Source organism: Streptomyces sp. NPDC085900 (assembly GCF_044540925.1).
Taxonomy (GTDB): domain Bacteria; phylum Actinomycetota; class Actinomycetes; order Streptomycetales; family Streptomycetaceae; genus Streptomyces; species Streptomyces gilvifuscus.
This window is the reverse complement of sequence record NZ_JBITSP010000009.1, coordinates 338065-362399: the sequence shown is the minus strand read 5'-3', so window position 1 is coordinate 362399 and position 24335 is coordinate 338065. Positions and strand designations below refer to the sequence as shown.

Sequence of the window (24335 nt, the reverse complement as noted above, 5' to 3'; positions counted from 1 at the left end):
TCGCCGCCCCGGCGTTACCCTGCCGATCATGCTTGTCGCCGCCGCCATCTGCCCCTGCCCGCCCCTCCTCGTGCCGGAGGTGGCCGCGGGCGCCGCTCCGGAACTGGACCGCGCGCGTGCCGCCTGCGCGGACGCGCTCGGCGTGCTCGCCGCCGCCCGTCCCGACCTGCTGGTGGTGATCGGGCCCGCCGAGCGCAGCGGGCGCGGCCCGCACCCCGAGGGCACGCCGGGATCCTTCCGCGGCTTCGGCGTCGAGGTCGACGTACGGCTGGGCGGCGCGAAGGACGTGGAGCCCGGGCGGGAGCTTCCGCCCTCCCTCGCCGTCGCCGCGTGGCTGCTGGAGCGGACCGGCTGGTCCGACGCCCCGATCGAGGGGCTCGGCGTGGGGGAACCGCTCGTGGCCGACCGGTGCGTCGAGACCGGACGGGAGATCGCCCCCCGTGCCGAGCGGGTGGCCCTGCTGGTGATGGGCGACGGCAGCGCCTGCCGCACGCTCAAGGCGCCCGGCTACCTCGACGAGCGCGCCGCGCCCTTCGACGCGGAGGTCGCGCGGGCGCTGGGCACGGCCGACGTGCCGGCGCTGAAGGCGCTTGACGCCGACCTGGCGTACGAGCTGAAGGCCTCGGGCCGGGCCCCCTGGCAGGTCCTCGCGGGCGCGGCCGAGGGCACGGACCTCGCCGGAGCCCTGCTGTACGAGGACGCGCCGTACGGGGTGGGGTACGTGGTGGCCACGTGGTCGTGAGGGGGCGAGCCGGGCGTGACGTGGGGCGAGCCGGGCATGACGGGGGGCGAGCCGGGCATGACGGGGGCGACCCGGGCATGACGGGGGCGACCCGGGCATGACGGGGGTGACCTGGACATGGCGGGGGTGACCTGGACATGGCGGGTGACCTGGTCGTGATGACGGCGGCCCGGGCGTGGGCGAACTGGTCATGACGGCGACGACCGATGCATGACGGCGGCGATCTCGTCGTGGCGGCGGCGACCCGGGCATGACGGCGGCGATCTGGACATGGCGGGGGTGACCGGGTCGTGATAGCGGCGGCCCGGGCGTGGGCGATCTGGTCATGACGGCGACGACCGATGCATGACGGCGGCGACCTGGTGGTGACGGGATCGCCCCGGCATGACGGGGGCGATCTGGTCATGACGGCGGCGACCCGGGCAAGCCGGCGGCGATCTGGACATGACGCGGGCGACCAAGTCGTGACTGCGGCGTCCGATGCATGACCGCGGCGACCGGGTCGTGGGGGCGGCGACCCGCATGGAGGCGGCGATCGGGCATGACGAGGGCGACCCGGTCATGACGGCCGGTCGCGGCGCCGTGAGCGCGTCGAGGCGCGGGAAACGGCGGACGGCCGGGAACCCCTCGGGCCCGCGGCCGTCCGTCGGTGCGCCCTGCCGTTCAGGAGTGCGGCGGCGTGGGCGTGTCCGGTGGCGCGGTGCCGCCGCCCTTGCCCGCGTCGCCCTTGTGCGCGAGTCGGTCCATGGCGTCCTTGGCCTTGCCGGTCCCGGTCCGGATCCGGTCGCTGTACCTGCCCTTGGTCTTCTCGTCGACCACCTGGGCGGCCTTGTCGAGGCCGTGCGAGATCTTGCCCCCGTGCTGCTGCGCGAGGTCCGAGACCTTGTCCTTCGCCGGGGAAAGCCTGACCTTCAGGTTGTGCAGGAGACCCATGGTCCGCCTTTCTCGTCAGGCCGGGCCCGGTGCGCCTCTCGGCCCACTCGCGCGCGACCCGGTCACGTGCGGGCGCCCTCGCCGGCCTCGCTGTCGGCCGCCTCCTGGGCGGACTGCTGCTTGGGGATCTCGACGCCCTCGTCCGAGCCGGCCTCGTCGGCCTCCGTCGCCGTGGACTCCGTCTCGGCCCGCTCCTCGGTGCCGGCCGACCCCTTCGCCTCTGCCGCCTCTTCCGCCTCGGGCCCGGCCGTCGCTGCGGCGGCCGGCGCCTCGGCGGGCGACGCCTCCTCCGTGGCCTTCGACCTCCGGAGAAGTCGCGCGAAAACGCCCATATCCACTCCATAAGCTACTCGTGCGGGGGAAAACCCGCGTTGCCCGGTGCGTCCGATTGCGCCACCGGGAGCGCCGCCTTCCGGAAACCGGCGGCGAGAACCACGCAGCGGGCAACGACCCCGAACCCCCGCCGTCACGCAACTCGTTCGAGGAGACCGTTCAGGGTTTGCGAGACTGGTGCAGTGAGCACCGCACCCCCCGCCCCCCGCGTCATCGCCGTCGTCGGACCGACCGCGGCCGGAAAGTCCGATCTGGGCGTCTTCCTCGCCCAGCGCCTGGGAGGCGAGGTCGTCAACGCCGACTCCATGCAGCTCTACCGGGGGATGGACATCGGCACCGCCAAGCTGACGCCCGAGGAGCGCGGCGGCATCCCGCACCACCTGCTGGACATCTGGGACGTGACGGTCACCGCGTCGGTCGCCGAGTACCAGAGGCTCGCCCGCGAGCGCATCGACGCCCTGCTCGCCGCCGGCCGCTGGCCGGTCCTCGTCGGCGGCTCCGGCCTCTACGTCCGTGGCGCCGTCGACAACCTGGAGTTCCCCGGCACCGACCCCGAGGTCAGGGCCCGGCTGGAGGACGAGCTGACCCTGCGCGGCTCGGGCGCGCTGCACGCCCGCCTGGCCGCCGCCGACCCCGGGGCCGCGCAGGCGATCCTGCCGAGCAACGGCCGTCGTATCGTCCGGGCCCTGGAGGTGATCGAGCTCACCGGCAAGCCCTTCACCGCCAACCTGCCGGGCCACGACTCGATCTACGACACCGTCCAGATCGGCGTGGACGTCGCCCGCCCCGAGCTCGACGAGCGCATCGCCCGCCGGGTGGACCGCATGTGGGACCAGGGGCTCGTGGACGAGGTGCGCGCGCTGGAGGCGCAAGGCCTGCGCGAGGGGCGCACGGCCTCCCGCGCGCTCGGATACCAGCAGGTCCTCGCGGCGCTCGCGGGGGAGTGCACGATCGAGGAGGCGCGGGCCGAGACGGTGCGTGCCACCAAGCGCTTCGCGCGCCGCCAGGATTCGTGGTTCAGGCGCGATCCGCGGGTGCACTGGTTGAGTGGGGGTGCGGCGGATCTCACAGAACTTCCGGACCTCGCACTGGCGTTGGTCGAACGACCGGTCACAGCCTGATCACGTCATGGCATCGGGACGCTCCGGCTGCCGTTCGGGCCTCCGGCGCCGTGCCATCATCGAGCTTCGATCGACCGAGTTGAGTCCTAGTTGGGAGGGCGCGTGGCGATGGAGGCCGGCCCTCGCGACACCGCACAAGGCATCGAGCCCCGCACCGCTGTCGGCGGTGCACCGGAGCAGGACGCGGACCGTCTGAGCCCCGACGGGCCCGACGACACCCAGGGCGGTGTGACCGCCGACGGTCCCGAGCCCGAGGAGATGTTCGCGGGCGGACCGGAGGTCGAGGTCGAGCTGCGCCCGCAGCGGCGGCTGCGCATCTGGCAGCTCGCCCCCATCGTGGCCCTGGCCGCGGTCGGCTCCCTGATGTTCGCCTTCCCGCTCGCCTTCGACTTCGGCGACAGCGGGGCCGTGATCGCCATGCTGGGGCTCCTGATCTGCTCCTGTGCCGCGGGCTGGGGCATGATGGCCGCGCGTCGCGTGGGTTACACGTGGCCCGGGCTCCCGCAGCGCGGCTCCGGCCGCCGACCGGACTGGCGGGTCGTGCTGGCATACGTGGTGCTGGTCGCCGCGGTGGTGGTGCTGGCGGTGTGGCGCGTGGCCCGGCTGCGCTAGAGCGCCCTGCAAAGCTGCGCTGGAGCGCCCCCAGCTCCGACCGGCCCGCGGTGCGAATGCGACCTTCCCTTACGATCGGGGCATGAGCACGCGCACGCGTATCGCCTTCCTCAAGGGGCACGGCACGGAGAACGACTTCGTGATCGTCCCGGACCCCGAGAACACTCTCGACCTGCCCCCGGCCGCCGTCGCCGCCCTGTGCGACCGCCGCGCGGGCATCGGCGGCGACGGCCTGCTGCACGTGGTGCGCTCCGCCGCGCACCCCGAGGCGAGGGACATGGCGGCCGAGGCGGAGTGGTTCATGGACTACCGCAACGGCGACGGCTCGATCGCGGAGATGTGCGGCAACGGCGTGCGCGTGTTCGCGCGCTACCTGCAGCGCGCCGGCCACGCCACCGAGGGCGACCTCACGGTGGCCACGCGGGGCGGCGTGAAGACCGTGCACATCGCCAAGGACGGTGCCGTCACGGTCGGCATGGGCAGGGCGCGGTTCCCCGAGGGCGACGTCACCGTCAGTGTGGGCGAGCGCAGTTGGCCCGCGCGGAACGTGAACATGGGCAACCCGCACGCGGTCGCGTTCGTCGAGGACCTCGCGCACGCGGGCAGCCTGTACTCCCCGCCGCCCTTCAGCCCGGCCTCCGCCTACCCCGACGGGGTCAACGTCGAGTTCGTGGTCGACCGCGGCCCCGGCCACGTCGCCCTGCGCGTGCACGAGCGCGGCGCCGGCGAGACCCGCTCGTGCGGCACGGGCGCGTGCGCGGTCGCCGTGGCGGCCGCCCGCCGGGACGGCGTCGACCCGGCGGTCACCGGGACGCCGGCGACGTACACCGTCGACGTGCCCGGCGGGACGCTCGTGATCACCGAACGGCCCGACGGCGAGATCGAGATGACCGGTCCGGCGGTGATCGTCGCCGAGGGCGAGATCGAAGCCGGCTGGCTGGAAACGTTCACCTCTTGACGGGGACGAGGCTTGGGATCGCAGGCAGCTGTGCCCCGTGGTGCAGGTGTCAACTACCGGTGCGACGGTTCGGGATTCAAATGTACGGACACCCGGCCGTCGCATGGCGCGAAACCGTAAACCTCGAAACCGTCGCTCGAATGGGTGATCCGTTTCACGCTCGGCGAGAGGCGGTCGGACGCACGTGATGGGCTCGGTAGCATCAAGCACCGGCCCGGACGGGGGACCGTTGCCGCCCCCTGAGCCGTGTCCGCCCTGGGGCACCCCGTCCGCCGGTCCACGCAGCCGGAGGTGCCCATGAGTGCGGAGGCCACGAACCCTGCGACGCCAGGTTCGGTAGCAGGCCCGGCGGCCCGCTGGCGCGCGCGGATCGATCTGCGCCGCCTCGGCCGTGCCGCCCTGCTCGGCCCCGCCGCCCGCGACCGCCTGCCCGACGCCATCGGCCACGTCGTCGACGCGCACCGCGCCCACCACCCGAGCGCCGACATCGAACCCCTGCGCCGCGCCTACGTCCTGGCCGAGTCCTCGCACCGCGGCCAGATGCGCAAGAGCGGCGAGCCGTACATCACACACCCTCTCGCGGTGACCCTGATCCTCGCCGAACTCGGCGCGGAGACGACCACCCTGACGGCGTCTCTGCTCCACGACACCGTCGAGGACACCGATGTGACGCTCGATCAGGTGGGCGAGGAGTTCGGCGAGGAGGTGCGCTATCTCGTCGACGGCGTCACCAAGCTGGAGAAGGTCGACTACGGCGCCGCCGCCGAGCCCGAGACCTTCCGCAAGATGCTCGTCGCCACCGGCAGCGACGTCCGCGTGATGTCGATCAAACTCGCCGACCGCCTGCACAACATGCGCACCCTGGGCGTCATGCGCCCCGAGAAACAGGCCCGCATCGCCAAGGTCACCCGGGACGTCCTGATCCCGCTCGCCGAACGGCTCGGGGTCCAGGCGCTCAAGACCGAGCTGGAGGACCTGGTCTTCGCGATCCTCCACCCCGAGGAGTACGAGCACACCCGCGAGTTGATCGTCGACAACGCCTCCCGCGCCGACGACCCCCTCGCCGAGATCGCCGACGAGGTCCGCGGCCATCTGCGCGAGGCCGACATCCAGGCCGAAGTCCTCATCCGGCCACGGCACTTCGTCTCCGTCCACCGCGTCGCCCGCAAGCGCGGTGAGCTGCGCGGCGCCGACTTCGGCCGGCTGCTGGTGCTGGTCAACGAGGACGCGGACTGCTACGGCGTCCTCGGCGAGCTGCACACCTGCATGACCCCCGTCGTCTCGGAGTTCAAGGACTTCATCGCCGTACCGAAGTTCAACCTCTACCAGTCGCTGCACACCGCGGTCGCGCGTGCGGACGGGCAGGTCGCCGAAGTCCTCATCCGCACCCACCAGATGCACAAGGTCGCCGAGGCCGGCGTCATCGCGCTCGGCAATCCCTACGCGCCCGCCGCCGACGACCCGGCCGACGGCGAGCGCGTCGACCCCACCAAGCCCGGCTGGCTCTCCCGCCTCCTGGACTGGCAGGAGGCCGCGCCGGACCCCGACACCTTCTGGTCCACGCTCCGCGAGGACCTCGCCCAGGACCGCGAGATCACCGTCTTCCGCCCGGACGGCGGCACCCTGGGCCTGCCCGAGGGCGCCACCTGCGTCGACGCCGCCTACGCGCAGTACGGCGAGGACGCGCACGCCTGCATCGGCGCCCGCGTCAACGGCCGCCTGGCGACCCTCAGCACGGTCCTGAAGGACGGCGACACCGTCCAGCTCCTCATGGGCCAGGACCCGGCCTCCGAGCCCTCCAGGGAGTGGCTGGAGCACGCCCACACGCCCGCCGCCCGGATCGCCATCCAGCGGTGGCTGGCGACCCACCCCGAGGCGGACGCGCCCGAGGAGGACCGGCGCTCGTCGGCTCCCCGCCCCGCTCCCGAAGGGGCGGTCGCCCTTCCCGCCGCCGATGTCGTCGTCGACCAGCCCGGGGCGACCGCGCGCCTCGCCGGCTGTTGCACCCCCGTGCCGCCCGACGAGGTGACCGGCTTCGCCGTGCGCGGCGGCGTGGTCACCGTCCACCGCGTGGAGTGCTCCGCGGTGGCGCGCATGAAGAGCGGGGGGCGCGCGGAGGTCGGCGTGCGCTGGGGGGACACCAGTGAGTGCCGGGTCACGCTGCTCGCCGAATCGTTCGGGCGCCCGCATCTCCTCGCCGACCTCACCGAGGCCATGGCCCTGGAGGGCGCCGAGATCGTGTCCGCGACCATCGAGCCGCCGGACCGGCAGCGCGTGAAGCACTCGTACACCGTGACGCTCCCGGACGCGGCGCTCCTGCCGGGCCTCATGCGGGCGATGCGCAACGTACCCGGCGTGTACGACGTGAGCCGGGCGCAGCCGCAGCCGCAGACGCCGGGCGCCTGAAACCCGCAGTACGCCGGGACCACCCCTTCGGGTGGGCCGGTCGCGCGCCGTCGCCGCCACACGCGCGTGCGCTGATAGCCGTGATGCATGCTCCTCACCCCCCGCGGGCGTCGCCTGAAGGCGACCGCGCTCCTCGCCTCCGCCGTCTCGGTCTGCCTCCTCGCCGCGAGCGCCCCGCCGGCCCCCCTGGGCGTCGGCGACCGCCTCTTCCCGTACCTCGGCAACCCGGGGTACGACGTGGCGGCGTACGACCTGGCCTTCACCTATCCCGGCTCCAACGACAAGCCGCTGCAGGCCGTCACGACGATCGACGCCTGGACGACCCAGGACCTGGACCGGATCAACCTCGACTTCGCGCACGGCAAGGTCGAGTCCGTCGAGGTCGACGGCGAACCCGCCGGCTTCGCCACCGCCGGCGAGGACCTCGTCGTCACGCCCGAGGACCCGCTGCAGGAAGGCAGCTGGACCCGCATCACCGTCCGGCACACCAGCGACCCCGCGTCCCCCGGCGACGAGGACGGCGGCTGGGTGCGCACCGCGGACGGCCTCGCCATGGCCAACCAGGCCGACGCCGCGCACCTGGTCTTCCCGTGCAACGACCACCCCTCCGACAAGGCGATGTTCACCATCCGGATCACCGCCCCCAACGGCTACACGGCCGTCGCCGGCGGCCTGCCGGCCGGCGTCGACCGCGTCGGCAAGAACACCACCTGGACGTACCGCAGCGGGCACCCCATGGCCACCGAGCTCGCCCAGGTCTCCATCGGCCGCTCCACCGTGCTGCACCGCAAGGGCCCGCACGGCCTGCCGGTACGCGACGTCGTGCCCACCAAGGACGCCAAGGCCCTCGAACCCTGGCTCGCGAAGACCCCCGACCAGATCGCCTGGATGGAGAACAAGGTCGGCCCGTACCCCTTCGAGACGTACGGCCTGCTCATGGCCGAGGCCTCCACCGGCTTCGAACTCGAGACCCAGACGCTCTCCCTCTTCGAGAAGGAGCTGTTCACCGAGCCCGCCTACCCCAAGTGGTACATCGAGTCGATCATGGTGCACGAGCTGTCCCACCAGTGGTTCGGCGACAGCGTCAGCCCCCGCACCTGGTCCGACCTGTGGCTCAACGAGGGACACGCCACCTGGTACGAGGAGCTGTACGCGCAGGAGACCGCGCACCGCCCCATGGAGACGCGCATGAAGGCCGCCTACGGCGCGTCCGACCGCTGGCGCGCCGCCGGAGGGCCCCCGGGCGCCCCCAAGGCACCCGCGCCCGGCCAGAAGATCAGCATCTTCCGCCCCAACGTCTACGACGGCGCCGCGCTCGTCCTGTACGCCCTGCGCCAGGAGATCGGCCGGCCCGCCTTCGAGCGCCTGGAGCGGGACTGGGTGCGCCTGCACCGCGACGGCACGGCCGGCACCGCCGACTTCGAGCACCTCGCCTCTCAGGTCTCCGGGCGCGACCTCGGCGGCTTCTTCCAGGCGTGGCTGTACGGCGAGAAGACCCCGCCGATGCCGGGCCACCCGGACTGGAAGCCCACCCCGCCCACCAAGGCGGCGCCCCGGAAATAAGGCGATGACGAGACGTCCCGTACCGTGCGACCATCTTCCGGACGGCGCGGCACGGGTCGCGGGAATCTCCCGGGGTACTCAAGCGTTGTCCACTGTGAACGCCGGTATCGGCATCCCCATCGACGTAAGGATCCAATGACCTCCTCTTCATCCCCTTCCCAGGACACGCAGCGATTCGCGCACTCGTACGCCGAAGGTCTTCGGGCCGATGCCCTGATGGAAGAGGACGTCGCCTGGAGCCACGAGATCGACGGAGACCGGGACGGCGACCAGTTCGACCGCTCCGAGCGCGCGGCCCTGCGCCGCGTGGCCGGCCTCTCCACCGAGCTCGAGGACGTCACCGAGGTCGAGTACCGCCAGCTCCGCCTGGAGCGGGTCGTCCTCGTCGGCGTCTGGACCTCGGGGACCGCACAGGACGCGGACAACTCCCTCGCGGAACTCGCCGCCCTCGCGGAGACCGCCGGCGCGCTCGTGCTCGACGGTGTGATCCAGCGCCGCAGCGAGCCCGACGCGGCGACCTACATCGGTTCCGGCAAGGCCGTCGAGCTGCGGGACATCGTCCTGGAGTCCGGCGCCGACACCGTCATCTGCGACGGAGAGCTCAGCCCGGGCCAGCTCATCCACCTGGAAGACGTCGTCAAGGTCAAGGTCATCGACCGTACGGCCCTGATCCTCGACATCTTCGCCCAGCACGCCAAGTCCCGCGAGGGCAAGGCGCAGGTCGCGCTCGCGCAGATGCAGTACATGCTGCCGAGGCTGCGCGGCTGGGGTCAGTCGCTGTCCCGTCAGATGGGCGGCGGCAAGGGCGGCGGTCTCGCCACCCGTGGTCCCGGTGAGACCAAGATCGAGACCGACCGGCGGCGGATCCGCGAGAAGATGGCGAAGATGCGCCGGGAGATCGCGGACATGAAGACCGGCCGCGAGATCAAGCGCCAGGAGCGCAAGCGCAACAAGGTGCCCTCGGTCGCCATCGCGGGCTACACCAACGCGGGCAAGTCCTCGCTGCTCAACCGCCTGACCGGCGCCGGTGTCCTGGTCGAGAACGCCCTGTTCGCGACTCTGGACCCGACCGTCCGCCGGGCGGAGACCCCGAGCGGCCGCCTGTACACGCTGGCGGACACCGTCGGATTCGTCCGGCACCTGCCGCACCACCTGGTCGAGGCGTTCCGCTCCACCATGGAGGAGGTCGGCGAGTCCGACCTGATCCTGCACGTGGTGGACGGCTCGCACCCGAACCCGGAGGAGCAGCTGGCCGCCGTGCGCGAGGTGATCAGGGACGTCGGCGCCATCGACGTACCCGAGATCGTCGTGATCAACAAGGCGGACGCGGCCGACCCGCTGACCCTGCAGCGGCTCATGCGGATCGAGAAGCGTTCGATCGCCGTCTCGGCCCGCACCGGCCAGGGCATCCAGGAGCTGCTCGCGCTCATCGACAACGAGCTGCCCCGGCCGTCCGTGGAGATCGAGGCCCTGGTGCCGTACACCCACGGCAAGCTGGTCGCCCGTGCCCACGACGAGGGCGAGGTGATCTCCGCGGAGCACACCCCGGAGGGCACCCTGCTCAAGGCGCGGGTGCACGAGGAGCTGGCGGCGGACCTGCAGCCGTACGTGCCGGTTCCCACGGTCTGACCTTCGACCCGAAACCCGAAGGCCCGCCCCCTGCGCAGGGGGCGGGCCTTCGGCATTCCGGTGTCACCGACCGGCGAACTTCCGGCTCACCGAGTCGTAGACGCCCTTGGCCACATCGCCCAGTCGCGGACCGGCCAGCCAGCCCGAACTCACCGGGCCGATCGAGGTGTTGGAGACCAGCGCCGGCTTGCCGTCCGAGCCCGTCTCCACCCAGCCGCCGCCGGAGGAACCGCCGGTCATGGTGCAGCCGATGCGGTACATCGTCGGGTCCGAGGCGTTGAGCGACAGCCGCCCGGGCTTGTCCGTGCACTGGTACAGCAGCTGCCCGTCGAAGGGCGCGGCGGCCGGGTAGCCGGTCGCGGTGATGCTGGAGACCTTCGGCACGGCCGGGGCGTCGAAGTTGACGGGCAGCGCCGAACCGACCGTCTCCTCCAGCGACTTGCCGGTGCCGCCCTTCTCCGGCGTCACATGGAGGACGGCGTAGTCGTACGAGGCACCGTCACCGCCCGTCTCACCGCCCTGCTCGATCCACTGCTGGGAGGTCTTGACCCAGTCGGCCCACCACACGCCGTAGGGGGCCGCCTGCTCCCGGGTGGCGTTCCGCAGCTGGTCGGCCGTCCTGCCCGCGTCGTTGTACGACGGCACGAAGGCGATGTTGCGGTACCAGCCGCCCTTCTTGCCGGCGTGCACGCAGTGACCGGCCGTCCAGATCAAGTTGGACTTGCCCGGGTGGGCCGGGTCCTCCACGACCGTCGCCGAGCAGACCATCGTGCCCTCGGGGGAGTCGAAGAACACCTTCCCGGCCGTCGCCGCGTTCGAGTGGTACCTGGGCGCCACGGCCTTCGCGTTCACCGGCGCGGGCGTCGGGTCGGTCACGCCCTGGTCACCCGAGAGGTCGTTGCTGTCGACGCTCTTCTCCGGGTCGTTGGCGCGGCGCATCCGGTCCGTGTCCCACAGGCCCTTGATGATCGGGTTGATGAACTCGTCGGCCTCGCGCAGCCAGTCGTCCCTGTTCCAGTTCTTCCAGGCGCCGTGCTTCCACTTGTCGATGTCGATCCCGTGCTCTTTGAGCTTGTTCCTGATGTCGTCGGGGATCTTGATCTTGCCGTCGCCGCTCCCGGTGTCGGTCGCGGAGGCGGAGGCCTGGCCGTCCGCCTTGTCGTCACCGGAGTTGCAGGCGGTGGCGGTGAGCGCCAGCGCCGAGGCGAGAGCGACGGCGGTGAGAACGCGGGAGGTTCCGCGACGAGCACCCCCGTCTCGCCGGATGCGGAACGACGGCCGTATGGATCGCATGGTCGGAGACTCCCCCTGAGAAGAACGAACCGGGTGCCGAACCGCCTTGATGGGCATGTGCCTTGGACTGGTCCGGCGTGCCCCTGGGCTGGTTCGGCGTGTGCCTTGGAACGGCACCACACACTATGCGCTCGCTGTGGGGGACTTCCGACGGTACGGCAACGGTTCCGTCACGGTAAGGATCTTGAAGCAACCCGTAACCCGTGCGCCGAGGGGAGGTTGTAGCGGTGGGGAGTCTGCTGTTCAAGGGCGGTCCCCCTGTGCCTGTGCGGCGGGAGGACGGTAAGGCGTGGCCGAGTCTGCGTGCGGGGCGAGTGCGTCGGAGGGTACGACCAGAGGCCGGGCGGGTGCCGGGAAGCCGCCGGTGTCGGTGCGGGCGTCGCACCCGGTGCAGCCGGGCGTCCAGCGGCGCCCGCCGACGCGCGAGCCGGCGGCGCGCACTTATGCGCGGTCCCTGCCGATCGTGCCCGTCCGCGCCCGGGGGCTGACCATCGAGGGCGCCGACGGCCGCCGTTACCTGGACTGTCTCTCCGGCGCAGGAGCGCTCGCCCTGGGGCACAACCACCCCGTCGTGCTGGAGGCGATCCGCAGGGTCCTGGACTCGGGCGCACCGCTCCACGCACCCGACCTCGCCACACCGGTGCGGGACGCCTTCGTCGCCGAACTGCTCCGCACCCTGCCGCCGGACTTCGCCGGCCACGCGCGCGTGCGCTTCTGCGGGCCGGGGGAGACGGACGCGATGGAGGCCGCACTGCGGCTGGTGCGGGCCGCTACGGGGCGTACGGCGGTGCTGTCGCTCACCGGCTCCCTCGACGGTGCCCACGGCGGGGACGACCCGGTGGAGCTCTGGGGCGCCTCCGGTGAAGACGAACTCGGCGCGCACTTGGGCGACTTCGGGCCGGGGGCGGCGCGGCCGGCCGGGGTGATCCTCGAACCCTTCGCGGGCCAGGGCGGAGTCGTTCCGGTGCCCGACGCCTGGACGCGGCGCGTGCGCCGGCTCACCGCCGCCCGTTCCGTCCCGCTGATCGCGGACGAGACCCAGACCGGCGTGGGCCGCACGGGGGCCTTCTGGGCGGTGGAGCACAGTGGCATCACGCCCGACGTGATGGTCCTCTCCAAGGCCGTCGGCGGCAGCCTCCCGCTGTCCGTGGTCGTCCACCGCGACGACCTCGGCAGCGGGGAGCCCGGCACCTTCCACGGCAACCAACTTGCCCTGGCCGCGGGGACGGCCACCCTCTCCCATGTCCGCGAGAACGCCCTCGCCCAGCGCGCGGCCACCCTCGGTTCCCGCATGCTCGGGCGGCTCCGCGACCTGGCTCGGGACATCGCGTGCGTGGGGGACGTGCGGGGGCGGGGACTGATGATCGGCGTGGAGTTCGTGGACCCGGAAGAGGAGGGGGCGGGGCCCGAACTGGCGGCCGCCGTACGGGGTGAGTGTCTGCGCCGTGGCCTGATCGTCGACCTGGGCGGCCGTCACCGGAGCGTCGTACGACTGCTGCCGCCGCTGACGATCAGCGACGAACAGGCGGCCGCCGTACTCGACCGGCTCTGCGACGCGGTGGAGGCAGTGACCCGCGCCCGTCGACGCGCGTTCGTAGAGGCAGGTCGAGAACGCAGGTAGCGCGGCAGCACCCGGCTCGTCGCCGCGCGGGCCAGAACCACCGAAGAGGACCACTGTGAACACCACCCCCGCATCCGGCACGGGCACCCACACCCCCGGCCCCCTCGACGACCGGACCACGGAGAGGGTCCCCGAGCAGCGGGCCCCGGCCGTCGAAGGCGGGGCACCGGTGGGGCAGGACCGGTCCGACGGCGATTCCCCGGAGCATGCCGACCCGCTGGAGCACGCCGACCCCGGCATCGCCGCCGACGCAGCGGCCGTCGAGAATCTGCTGCGCTGCTGGGTGCGCGAGACCGGCGTGGCGGTGGTCCCGGACGACGGCGTTCTCCGTATCCCGCTGCCCGCCAGCGGTACGGAACTGCACGTCCCGGTCCGGTACTGGTCGTCGACGGGATGGCACCGCTTCGGCCGCCCGCGCTTCGCCGGAACCCCCGACCGGCTCCCGCCCGCCGACGCCGTCACCGTCGCCGCACTCCTCGCCCGGGAGACCGCCCCCGCAGGCGGGCCAGCCTCGGAGAATGCCTCGGCGGGCGGGTCCGTGTCGGTGAACGCCTCCGCAGACGGGTCCGCGTCGGCGCATGACTCCGCAGACGCCGGTCCCGAGCTGGTCGCGCGGGTCGCCGACTCCGTCCGCCGTACCGCCGCCTTCGTCCGCGAGCGCAGGGACGACCCCGCCGACGGCACCGACCTCTTCCTCACGGCGGAGCAGGCACTCGTCCTCGGACACCCCTTCCACCCCACCCCCAAGAGCCGTGAAGGTCTCTCCGAGGCCGAGGCGCGCCGGTACTCACCGGAGTCACGCGGCAGCTTCCCCCTGCACTGGCTGGCCGTCGCACCCGCCCTGCTCGCCACGGACTCCGCCTGGACCGAGCGCGGCCGTCCCGTCCCCGCGCCGTTGCTCACGGCCCGTCTCGCCGACGCCGAGCTGCCGCTGCCCGAGGGCTTCGCCGCCCTTCCGCTGCACCCCTGGCAGCTCCGCGAAGTCCGGCAGCGGTCCGAGACCGCGGCCCTCTTCGACGCCGGACTGCTCCGCGACCTCGGCGCCCACGGCGCGGCGTGGTGTCCCACCTCCTCCGTGCGCACGGTCCACCGAACCGGCGCGCCCGCCATGCTCAAGCTGTCCCTGGGCCTGCAGATCACCAACTCCCGCCGCGAGAACCTCCGCAAGGAACTGCACCGGGGCGTCGAGGTCCACCGCCTGCTGCGCACCGGCCTCGCCCAGCGCTGGCGGGCCGCGCACCCCGGCTTCGACATCGTCCGTGACCCCGCCTGGCTCGCCGTCGACGCCCAGGACGGCAGCCCCGTGCCGGGCCTCGACGTGGTGATCCGGCACAACCCGTTCGCCCCCTCCGACGACGTCTCCTGCGTCGCCGGACTCGTCTCACCCCGCCCTCAGGGCGTGTCGGGTGTCCCGGCTCAGCTTCCGACGACGGAGGGGCCGGTCATGCGGTCCCGGCTGCACGCGATGATCACCCGCCTCGCGGGCCGGACGGGACGCCCGCGCGGCGCCGTCGCCGCCGAGTGGTTCCTGCGCTACCTGGACCAGGTCGTCCGCCCCGTGCTGTGGCTGGACGCGGAGGCCGGGATCGCCCTGGAGGCCCATCAGCAGAACACGCTGCTCCTGCTGGACTCGGACGGGTGGCCCGTGGGCGGCCGTTACCGCGACAACCAGGGCTACTACTTCCGCGCATCCCGCCGTGTCGAACTCGACGCGCGGCTGCCCGGCATCGGGGAGCACAGCGACACCTTCGTCTCCGACAAGGTCACCGACGAGCGCTTCGCCTACTACCTCGCGATCAACAACGTCTTCGGTCTCATCGGTGCCCTCGGCTCCCAGCGGCTGGCGGACGAGCGGCTGCTGCTCGCGGCCTTCCGCCGCTTCCTCGGTGACGTCGCCTCCGGGCCCGACCGGCTGCGCACCCCACTTCCGGCCCGCCTGCTGGACTCACCCGTCCTGCGCTGCAAGGCCAACCTCCTGACCCGGCTGCACGGCCTCGACGAGCTCGTCGGCCCGGTCGACACCCAGTCCGTCTACGTCACCGTCGCCAATCCCCTCCACCCGTCGTACCCGAGGAACATGCCCCACCCCGCCTTCTGAGAGGAGCGTCGCGGTGCCTCCCACCGACGCCAGCGCCCACGCAGCCCCCGCCATCGGCAGCGACAGCGGTGACCCGACCGACACGCGCCCGGCCGAGAGCAGTACCGACGTGACCGGGGAGCCCGTGGCCACGGACCGCGAGGCTGTGGACAGCGTGAACACCGTGGACACCGTGGCCACGGACTGCGAGGACACGCTGGATCTGCGCCTGCCCGACGAACTGCTCGCCTTCCTCGAGGAGCAGGCCGGCGCGGACGATGGGCCAGGGCCAGGGCCAGGGCCGGGCGGCGGCGCGGCGCCGCCCCTCTTCGCCGCGACGATCGATCACGACCTTCTCGACCGCGTCGCCGAATGGGGTCCCGTCGGTACCCCCGTCGGCACCTTCCACCTCGTCCCCGTGGTCATCGAGCGGGACCTGCCGCTGATCACCCGCTGGATGAACGACCCGGCCGTCGCCGAATTCTGGGAGCTGGCCGGTGCCGAGAGCGTGACCGGGGAGCATCTGCGGGCCCAGCTCGACGGTGACGGCCGCAGCGTGCCGTGCGTCGGCGTGCTGGAGGGCACTCCCATGAGCTACTGGGAGATCTACCGCGCGGACCTCGACCCAATGGCCCGCCACTATCCCGCGCGGCCCCATGACACCGGCATCCATCTCCTTATCGGTGAGGTCGCCGACCGGGGACGAGGTCTCGGCAGCGCGCTGCTTCGAGCCGTGGCCGACCTCGCCCTGGACAGGAGGCCGGCGTGCGCACGCGTCGTCGCGGAACCCGCGCTTCGCAACACACCCTCCGTCGCCGCCTTCCTGACCGCCGGTTTCCGGTTCTCCGCCGAGATCGACCTGCCCGACAAACGGGCCGCCCTCATGGTCCGGGACCGGTCCCTGCGCCATCTGCTGTGACGTCGCGTCGCGATCTTGACGCAGTCGAATCGAAACCCCGCGGAGGAGTTCCCGGTCTTGATCCCGTCCCTCGTCCTCGCCTTGATCACCCGTTTGTCAGTGCCGGGCCGTAGGGTGGTCGCGCTATGACGAAGCCCTCACTCCCCGAACTCCTGCATGCTGCCGTCACTGCCGTCGGCGGTACGGAGCGCCCCGGCCAGGTGACCATGGCCGAAGCCGTCGCGGAGGCGATCGACGACGGTTCCCATCTGCTGGTCCAGGCCGGCACCGGCACGGGAAAGTCGCTGGGCTATCTCGTGCCCGCGCTCGCGCACGGGGAACGCGTCGTCGTGGCGACGGCCACGCTGGCGTTGCAGCGCCAGCTGGTGGAGCGGGACCTGCCGCGCACGGTGGAGGCGCTGCACCCGCTGCTGCGCCGCCGCCCGGAGTTCGCCATGCTCAAGGGCCGGTCGAACTACCTGTGCCTGCACCGCCTGCACGAGGGCGTCCCGCAGGACGAGGAGGAAGGGCTCTTCGACCAGTTCGAGGCCGCCGCGCCCACCAGCAAGCTGGGCCAGGACCTGCTGCGGATGCGCGACTGGGCCGACGAGACCGAGTCGGGTGACCGCGACGACCTCACCCCGGGCGTCTCGGACCGCGCCTGGGCCCAGGTGTCCGTCTCCTCCCGCGAGTGCCTGGGCGCCACGAAGTGCGCGTACGGCGCCGAGTGCTTCGCCGAGATGGCCCGCGAGCGCGCCAAGCTCGCCGAGGTCGTCGTCACCAACCACGCGCTGCTCGCGATCGACGCGATCGAAGGCGCCCCGGTGCTGCCCCAGCACGAGGTGCTGATCGTCGACGAGGCGCACGAACTGGTCTCCCGGGTCACCGGCGTCGCCACCGGCGAGCTCACCCCGGGGCAGGTGAACCGCGCGGTGCGCCGCGCCGCCAAGCTGGTCAACGAGAAGGCCGCGGACCAGCTCCAGACCGCCTCGGAGGGCTTCGAGCGGCTGATGGAGCTCGCTCTGCCGGGCCGCCTGGAGGAGATCCCGGAGGACCTCGGTTACGCCCTCATGGCGCTGCGCGACGCCTGCCGTACGGTGATCTCCGCGATCGGTGCGACGCGCGACAAGTCCGTCCAGGACGAGGACGCGGTGCGCAAGCAGGCACTGGCCTCGGTGGAGTCGGTGCACGACGTGGCGGAGCGGATCACGAACGGCTCCGAGTGGGACGTCGTCTGGTACGAGCGCCACGACCGCTTCGGTGCCTCCCTGCGCGTCGCTCCCATGTCCGTCTCGGGTCTGCTGCGCGAGAAGCTCTTCGCGGACCGCTCTGTCGTGCTGACATCCGCGACGCTGAAGCTGGGCGGCGACTTCAACGGGGTGGGTGCTTCGCTGGGCCTCGCCCCGGAGGGCACGGAGGGCGACGACCTGCCGAAGTGGAAGGGCGTCGACGTCGGCTCCCCGTTCGACTACCCCAAGCAGGGCATCCTCTACGTCGCCAAGCACCTCTCGCGCCCGGCGCGCGACGGCGACCGCGCGGACATGCTGGACGAGCTGACGGAGCTGATCCAGGCGGCAGGCGGCCGCACCCTCGGCCTGTTCTCGTCGATGCGGGCCGCACAGCTCGCGGCCGAGGAACTGCGGTCGCGGATCCCGGAGTTCCCGATCCTCCTCCAGGGCGAGGAGACTCTGGGCGAGCTGATCAAGAACTTCGCGGCCGATCCGCAGACCTGTCTCTTCGGCACGCTGTCGCTCTGGCAGGGCGTCGACGTCCCGGGCTCCAGCTGCCAGCTGGTGGTCATGGACAAGATCCCGTTCCCCCGCCCCGACGACCCGCTGATGAGCGCCCGGCAGAAGGCGGTGGAGGACGCGGGAGGCAACGGCTTCATGGCGGTCGCCGCGACCCACGCAGCCCTGCTCATGGCCCAGGGCGCCGGCCGCCTCGTACGGGCGTCGGGTGACCGCGGTGTGGTCGCCGTACTGGATCAGCGGCTGGCCACCGCGCGCTACGGCAGTTATCTGAAGGCGTCGCTGCCGGACTTCTGGTTCACCACGGACCGCAACCAGGTCCGCAGGTCGCTGGCGGCGATCGACGCGGCCGCGAAGCAGGCGGAAGCCGAATGACCGGGGGTCGGTCCGTCGTGTGACCTGACGGACCGACCCCGGACAGTGCAGGGCCCCGGAACCGGCGCAGGGGTTCCGGGGCCCGGTCAGGAGGCGGTACCCACGAGGAACCGCCCGCCGCAGCGGTCAGACGCGCCGCAGCACGGCCACCACCTTGCCGAGGATGGTCGCGTCGTCGCCGGGGATCGGCTCGTAGGCGGCGTTGTGCGGCAGGAGCCACACGTGGCCGTCCTCGCGCTTGAAGCGCTTCACGGTGGCCTCTCCGTCGAGCATCGCCGCGACGATGTCGCCGTTCTCCGCGACGGGCTGACGGCGGACGGTGACCCAGTCGCCGTCGCAGATCGCGGCCTCGATCATCGAGTCACCGACGACCTTCAGGACGAACAGCTCGCCGTCGCCGACCAGCTGGCGGGGGAGAGGGAACACGTCCTCGACCGACTCCTCGGCGAGGATGGGGCCACCGGCGGCGATACGGCCGACCAGCGGAACGTACGACGCGGCCGGCTTGCCGGCGGTGTCGGTGGGCTGCACGGTGGCGCCCTGGTCGGAGCCGCGGACCTCGTAGGCGCGCGGGCGGTGCGGGTCGCGGCGCAGGAAGCCCTTGCGTTCCAGTGCCATCAGCTGGTGTGCGACGGAGGAGGTGCTGGAGAGGCCGACCGCCTGGCCGATCTCCCGCATCGACGGCGGGTAGCCGCGTCGCTGCACCGAATCGCGGATGACCTCGATCACCCGGCGCTGCCGGTCGGTCAGCCCCGAGCTGTCGGCCCGGATACCTGGAGGTCGGCCCGGCAGGGACCGCTTGTGCGCCTCTGGGTTCACGGCTTCGTTCATCGCATGCACCGGCTCGAGTCGGCCCTGGGAGCGGTCCTGGGCAGTGATGGTGGCACTGTCTGCGGTGGTGGTCACGTCGGCCCCTCTCGATGGTCTCCCTGCTGGACAACGGTAGTTGCTTTCGAAAGGTTGCGCCAAACACACGTTCGAGTGAAAAAGTATGGATCGCCTGACTTGATCATGTGTCTGGGTGTATGGCTAACGCGTTTCCTGGCGGACAAAGGGGCGCATTGTTGTACTCTTCACCGCCGGGGGGACGGCCTCGTAGGTCGTCGGCCCAGTCTGCCATCCGGCATCCCGTCAACCGGGAACGGCCCCCCATCTGTGCGGGAGTCCCACGCGCTCTCCTTGCGGCGCCCACGCTATCTCCGCATGTGCCGGAACGGTACGCCTGTGCACTCCCGGGTTCCGTGTCCGAGCGCTCGTGGGTTATCCGGAGCGGCTCCGGGTACCTGGTGTCAGCCTCTCTGTGCGCGACACGCGGGATGGCCTGGGTTTATGAACCAAGCCCTACATCTAGTGGTTGGATGGCTACGCCAGCCCACAAGTTGTGTTTCTTTGCGATACCCGGTGGCTTCCGCACCTCCGAGATCGCCTATGCTTGGGGCTGCTTCGAGGGGCCCGTGAGGCCCGGCGAGGCTATTGAGTCTGCTGTGCCGTGAGGAGGGTTGGAGTTCATGCACTGCCCCTTCTGCAGGCACCCCGACAGCCGTGTGGTCGACAGTCGTACGACCGACGACGGCACGTCGATCCGCAGGCGCCGCCAGTGCCCTGACTGCTCCCGTCGTTTCACGACCGTGGAGACGTGCTCGCTCATGGTGGTCAAGCGGTCCGGAGTCACCGAGCCCTTCAGCCGTACGAAGGTCATCAACGGCGTGCGCAAGGCATGCCAGGGACGGCCTGTCACCGAGGACGCGCTCGCCCAGCTCGGCCAACGGGTCGAGGAAGCGGTGCGGGCCACCGGGAGCGCCGAACTGACCACCCACGACGTGGGGCTGGCCATACTCGGCCCGTTGCAGGAACTCGATCTCGTCGCTTACCTGCGGTTCGCCTCCGTCTACCGGGCGTTCGACTCGCTCGAGGACTTCGAGGCGGCCATCGCGGAACTGAGGGACGGGGCGCGCAGCGCAGCCGCGGACGACGAAGACCGCCAGGGCGCTGACGCGGGGAGCCAGGAAGACGACGGCGGGCCAGGAGGGACCGTGCAGGTCCCCGAGCCCGCCCACGCCGCCGACTGAACCGGCGGGCCGGAACCGGGCCAGGATCCCGGATCCGGCCGGATCGGCGGCGATGAAGACCTGTTGCGGGCGGTAGCGAGTGGGTGCCCGCAACACCAGACAGAACACTGTGCCTCGGGAACATCGTGGCACTTCAGGGCGTTTTCGCCCGTACAGGGAGGCGGCATGACAGAGACGGCGAGCGGTCCGGCACGGAGTTCCCGCGCCAAGGGCACCAAGGCGGCAGCGAACAAGGGCCTGCGTATCGAGCGCATCCACACCACCCCCGGCGTGCACCCGTACGACGAGGTGACCTGGGAGCGCCGTGACGTCGTCATGACCAATTGGCGCGACGGCTCGGTCAACTTCGAGCAGCGCGGCGTGGAGTTCCCCGACTTCTGGTCGGTGAACGCGGTCAACATCGTCACCAGCAAGTACTTCCGCGGCGCGGTCGGCACGCCGCAGCGCGAGACCGGCCTCAAGCAGCTGATCGACCGCATCGTGAAGACGTACCGGAAGGCCGGCGAGGACTACAAGTACTTCGCCTCTCCCGCGGACGCCGAGATCTTCGAGCACGAGCTGGCGTACGCCCTCCTGCACCAGATCTTCAGCTTCAACAGCCCCGTCTGGTTCAACGTGGGCACGCCCCAGCCGCAGCAGGTCTCGGCCTGCTTCATCCTGTCCGTCGACGACTCCATGGAGTCGATCCTCGACTGGTACAAGGAAGAGGGCATGATCTTCAAGGGCGGCTCCGGCGCCGGCCTGAACCTCTCCCGCATCCGCTCCTCCAAGGAGCTGCTCTCCTCCGGCGGCAACGCCTCCGGTCCGGTCTCCTTCATGCGCGGCGCCGACGCCTCCGCCGGCACCATCAAGTCCGGTGGTGCCACCCGCCGCGCCGCCAAGATGGTCATCCTCGACGTCGACCACCCCGACATCGAGAACTTCATCGAGACCAAGGTGAAGGAGGAGGAGAAGATCCGCGCCCTTCGTGACGCGGGCTTCGACATGGACCTGGGCGGCGACGACATCACGTCCGTCCAGTACCAGAACGCCAACAACTCGGTCCGTGTCAACGACGAGTTCATGAAGGCCGTCGAGCAGGGCGGCAAGTTCGGCCTGCGCGCGCGGATGACCGGCGAGGTCATCGAAGAGGTCGACGCCAAGACCCTGTTCCGCAAGATGGCCGAGGCCGCCTGGGCCTGCGCCGACCCGGGCATCCAGTACGACGACACCATCAACCACTGGCACACCTGCCCGGAGTCCGGCCGGATCAACGGCTCGAACCCCTGCAGCGAGTACATGCACCTGGACAACACGTCCTGCAACCTCGCCTCGCTGAACCTGATGAAGTTCCTCAAGGACGACGGCAAGGGCAAGCAGTCCTTCGAGATCGAGCGCTTCGCGAAGGTCGTCGAGCTCGTCATCACCGCGATGGACATCTCCATCTGCTTCGCGGACTTCCCGACCCAGAAGATCGGCGAGAACACGCGCGCGTTCCGCCAGCTCGGCATCGGCTACGCCAACCTCGGCGCCCTGCTGATGGCGACCGGCCACGCCTACGACTCCGACGGCGGCCGCGCCCTCGCCGGGGCCATCACCTCCCTGATGACCGGGACGTCGTACCGGCGCTCCGCCGAACTCGCCGCCGTCGTCGGCGCGTACGACGGCTACGCCCGCAACGCGACGGCTCACAACCGCGTGATGAAGCAGCACGCCGACGCCAACACCCAGGCCGTCCGCGTGGACGACCTGGACACGCCGATCTGGGCCGCCGCCACGGAGGCCTGGCAGGACGTGCTGCGCCTCGGCGAGAAGAACGGTTTCCGTAACTCCCAGGCGTCCGTCATCGCCCCGACCGGCACCATCGGTCTGGCGATGTCCTGCGACACCACCGGCCTGGAGCCCGACCTCGCCCTGGTCAAGTTCAAGAAGCTGGTCGGCGGCGGCTCGATGCAGATCGTCAACGGCACGGTCCCGCAGGCCCTGCGCCGCCTGGGCTACCAGGAGGAGCAGATCGAGGCGATCGTCGCCCACATCGCCGAGCACGGCAACGTGATCGACGCCCCCGGCCTCAAGCACGAGCACTACGAGGTGTTCGACTGCGCCATGGGCGAGCGTTCCATCTCCGCGATGGGTCACGTCCGCATGATGGCCGCGATCCAGCCGTGGATCTCGGGCGCCCTGTCCAAGACGGTCAACCTGCCGGAGTCGGCGACCGTCGAGGACGTCGAGGAGGTCTACTTCGAGGCCTGGAAGATGGGCGTCAAGGCGCTCGCCATCTACCGCGACAACTGCAAGGTCGGCCAGCCGCTCTCCGCCAAGACCAAGGAGAAGGAGAAGGCCGAGGTCACGGAGAAGGCCGAGGCGACCATCCGCGAGACGGTCGAGAAGGTCATCGAGTACCGCCCGGTCCGCAAGCGCCTCCCGAAGGGTCGTCCCGGCATCACCACGTCCTTCACGGTCGGCGGCGCCGAGGGCTACATGACCGCCAACTCCTACCCGGACGACGGTCTCGGCGAGGTCTTCCTGAAGATGTCCAAGCAGGGCTCCACCCTCGCGGGCATGATGGACGCCTTCTCCATCGCGGTCTCCGTCGGCCTCCAGTACGGCGTGCCCCTGGAGACGTACGTCTCGAAGTTCACCAACATGCGCTTCGAGCCGGCCGGCATGACGGACGACCCGGACGTGCGGATGGCGCAGTCGATCGTCGACTACATCTTCCGCCGCCTGGCGCTGGACTTCCTGCCCTTCGAGACGCGGTCCGCGCTCGGCATCCACTCCGCCGAGGAGCGCCAGCGTCACCTGGAGACCGGTTCGTACGAGCAGTCCATCGAGGACGACGAGGTCGACGTCGAGGGTCTGGCCCAGTCGGCGCCGCGCGCCCAGGAGCTGAAGGCCGTCGCCACGCCGCGTGCCGAGGTCGAGGCGGCCAAGCCCGCCCCGAAGCAGGCCCACACCAGCGCCGAACTGGTGGAGATGCAGCTGGGCATCCAGGCCGACGCCCCGCTCTGCTTCTCCTGCGGTACGAAGATGCAGCGCGCCGGTTCCTGCTACATCTGCGAGGGTTGCGGCTCGACCAGCGGCTGCAGCTGATGCCGCGCGAGCGCCGCTGAGTCGGCTGTGAGAGGAGGGCGGTGGAGCCGGGTTCCGGTTCCACCGCCCCCTTTCGTTGAAAAGCGAAAACTTGTTCCCCCAAAGGGCGCTCACAGGTTAGGCTCCCCCGGCGCACGACCGGCGCGAACGGCAGGGTGGGGAACGTGGGGGACATGGTCGACGGTTTCGCCGACTCCGGAAGAGCAGCGAGTGAGCCCGAGAAGGGCATGAGCGCGGGGGCCCAGGCGATCGCCGCGGTGGTGGTGGTCGGAGGCCTGGCGCTGGCCCTGTGGGCGCTCGGGGGGACCTTGCGGCAGGGGCCCGGCAAGAGCGGGCCCGCCAAGTGCGAGGCCGCGCACCACACCAAGCCGTCGAAGGGCGTGACCGGCGCTCAGCTGTGCACGGCCCTGAACCGCCCGGACCTGCCCGCGCTGCTCGGCACCCCGGACGAGTACGCGCAGACCGCCGACGGCAACGAGAGCACCATCACCTCCGCCGACGGCAGCAAGACCAGCACTCCGGAGGCGGACGTCGATCTGAAGACGTACTCCCTGAAGCTCTCGGTGTCCGACGACGACATCCCGGTGGCCGACATGGCCGCCTTCCTCGGCGCCACCGCGCAGCGCAGGACGGTCCTCGGACATCCCGCGATCCTCTACTCGGACCGGACCATCGCCCTGAGCTTCAACCTGGGCGGCGGCAAGGCCAGCACCGGCCCGGGCGGCATCGCCAGGAGCCTGCTGGTCGCCAGGGACGCGAAGGACGGTGGCGGCTTCTACGAAGTCTCCCTCTGGCGCCAGGACTTCGCGACGCCCGACGACACGGCGCTGTTCCGCGTCGCCGAGCAGGTACTGCCGACGGTTCCGGGCTGGCGTACGGGCTGAG

At 71.4% G+C, this 24335-nt stretch carries 18 protein-coding genes; 14 read left to right on the top strand and 4 right to left on the bottom strand.

The window, feature by feature from the left end; translation table 11 throughout:
• Positions 1 to 28 precede the first annotated feature (28 nt).
• Positions 29 to 742, top strand: a complete 714-nt coding sequence (locus ACIGDI_RS29905) for a class III extradiol dioxygenase subunit B-like domain-containing protein (RefSeq protein WP_399902980.1) — start codon at positions 29 to 31, stop codon at positions 740 to 742.
• Positions 743 to 1405: 663 nt separating this feature from the next.
• On the opposite strand, the gene ACIGDI_RS29900 is transcribed toward ACIGDI_RS29905, so the two are convergent.
• Positions 1406 to 1675, bottom strand: a complete 270-nt coding sequence (locus ACIGDI_RS29900) for an antitoxin (protein ID WP_399902977.1) — start codon at positions 1673 to 1675, stop codon at positions 1406 to 1408.
• A 62-nt stretch (positions 1676 to 1737) separates the two neighbouring features.
• A complete protein-coding gene (locus ACIGDI_RS29895; RefSeq protein WP_399902975.1) occupies positions 1738 to 2007 on the bottom strand; it encodes a hypothetical protein in 270 nt (89 codons plus the stop codon).
• Between the two features lie 183 nt (positions 2008 to 2190).
• Here ACIGDI_RS29895 and miaA point away from each other — a divergent pair, with 183 nt between their 5' ends.
• The 6 genes from miaA (at position 2191) to hflX (ending at position 10297) form a co-directional block, all read left to right on the top strand.
• A complete protein-coding gene (miaA, locus tag ACIGDI_RS29890) occupies positions 2191 to 3129 on the top strand; it encodes a tRNA (adenosine(37)-N6)-dimethylallyltransferase MiaA (RefSeq protein WP_399902972.1) in 939 nt (312 codons plus the stop codon).
• A gap of 108 nt (positions 3130 to 3237) precedes the next feature.
• Entirely contained in the window at positions 3238 to 3741 is a 504-nt protein-coding gene (locus tag ACIGDI_RS29885; protein WP_399902970.1) for a hypothetical protein, read from the top strand.
• An 82-nt stretch (positions 3742 to 3823) separates the two neighbouring features.
• Positions 3824 to 4699, top strand: coding sequence for a diaminopimelate epimerase (gene dapF / locus ACIGDI_RS29880; protein WP_399902967.1), 876 nt, complete (start codon positions 3824 to 3826; stop codon positions 4697 to 4699).
• Between the two features lie 297 nt (positions 4700 to 4996).
• A complete protein-coding gene (locus tag ACIGDI_RS29875; RefSeq protein ID WP_399902964.1) occupies positions 4997 to 7105 on the top strand; it encodes a RelA/SpoT family protein in 2109 nt (702 codons plus the stop codon).
• An 87-nt stretch (positions 7106 to 7192) separates the two neighbouring features.
• Positions 7193 to 8668, top strand: a complete 1476-nt coding sequence (locus ACIGDI_RS29870) for a M1 family metallopeptidase (protein ID WP_399902961.1) — start codon at positions 7193 to 7195, stop codon at positions 8666 to 8668.
• Between the two features lie 135 nt (positions 8669 to 8803).
• A complete protein-coding gene (hflX, locus tag ACIGDI_RS29865; protein ID WP_399902958.1) occupies positions 8804 to 10297 on the top strand; it encodes a GTPase HflX in 1494 nt (497 codons plus the stop codon).
• Between the two features lie 63 nt (positions 10298 to 10360).
• On the opposite strand, the gene ACIGDI_RS29860 is transcribed toward hflX, so the two are convergent.
• Complete coding sequence (locus ACIGDI_RS29860) at positions 10361 to 11590, bottom strand: trypsin-like serine peptidase (protein ID WP_399902955.1); 1230 nt, start codon at positions 11588 to 11590, stop codon at positions 10361 to 10363.
• Between the two features lie 364 nt (positions 11591 to 11954).
• On the opposite strand from ACIGDI_RS29860, the gene ACIGDI_RS29855 reads away from it, so the two are divergent.
• From ACIGDI_RS29855 to ACIGDI_RS29840, 4 genes are all read left to right on the top strand, one after another.
• A complete protein-coding gene (locus tag ACIGDI_RS29855) occupies positions 11955 to 13211 on the top strand; it encodes an aminotransferase class III-fold pyridoxal phosphate-dependent enzyme (RefSeq protein WP_399902952.1) in 1257 nt (418 codons plus the stop codon).
• A 55-nt stretch (positions 13212 to 13266) separates the two neighbouring features.
• Entirely contained in the window at positions 13267 to 15309 is a 2043-nt protein-coding gene (locus ACIGDI_RS29850; protein WP_399902949.1) for an IucA/IucC family protein, read from the top strand.
• A gap of 13 nt (positions 15310 to 15322) precedes the next feature.
• The gene (locus ACIGDI_RS29845; RefSeq protein WP_399902946.1) at positions 15323 to 16207 is read left to right on the top strand and encodes a GNAT family N-acetyltransferase; all 885 of its coding nucleotides are present in this window, start codon (positions 15323 to 15325) and stop codon (positions 16205 to 16207) included.
• A 125-nt stretch (positions 16208 to 16332) separates the two neighbouring features.
• A complete protein-coding gene (locus ACIGDI_RS29840; RefSeq protein WP_200702937.1) occupies positions 16333 to 18309 on the top strand; it encodes an ATP-dependent DNA helicase in 1977 nt (658 codons plus the stop codon).
• 126 nt (positions 18310 to 18435) lie between these two features.
• Here the strand turns inward: ACIGDI_RS29840 and lexA are convergent, their stop codons facing one another.
• Entirely contained in the window at positions 18436 to 19215 is a 780-nt protein-coding gene (gene lexA, locus ACIGDI_RS29835) for a transcriptional repressor LexA (protein ID WP_200702936.1), read from the bottom strand.
• Positions 19216 to 19817: 602 nt separating this feature from the next.
• Between lexA and nrdR the strand changes: the two genes are divergently transcribed.
• The 3 genes from nrdR (at position 19818) to ACIGDI_RS29820 (ending at position 24334) form a co-directional block, all read left to right on the top strand.
• Positions 19818 to 20378, top strand: coding sequence for a transcriptional regulator NrdR (gene nrdR, locus ACIGDI_RS29830; protein ID WP_399902942.1), 561 nt, complete (start codon positions 19818 to 19820; stop codon positions 20376 to 20378).
• 165 nt (positions 20379 to 20543) lie between these two features.
• Positions 20544 to 23450, top strand: a complete 2907-nt coding sequence (locus ACIGDI_RS29825) for a vitamin B12-dependent ribonucleotide reductase (RefSeq protein ID WP_399902939.1) — start codon at positions 20544 to 20546, stop codon at positions 23448 to 23450.
• A gap of 173 nt (positions 23451 to 23623) precedes the next feature.
• Positions 23624 to 24334, top strand: a complete 711-nt coding sequence (locus ACIGDI_RS29820; RefSeq protein WP_399903093.1) for a DUF6215 domain-containing protein — start codon at positions 23624 to 23626, stop codon at positions 24332 to 24334.
• The last annotated feature ends 1 nt before the right edge of the window (position 24335 follow it).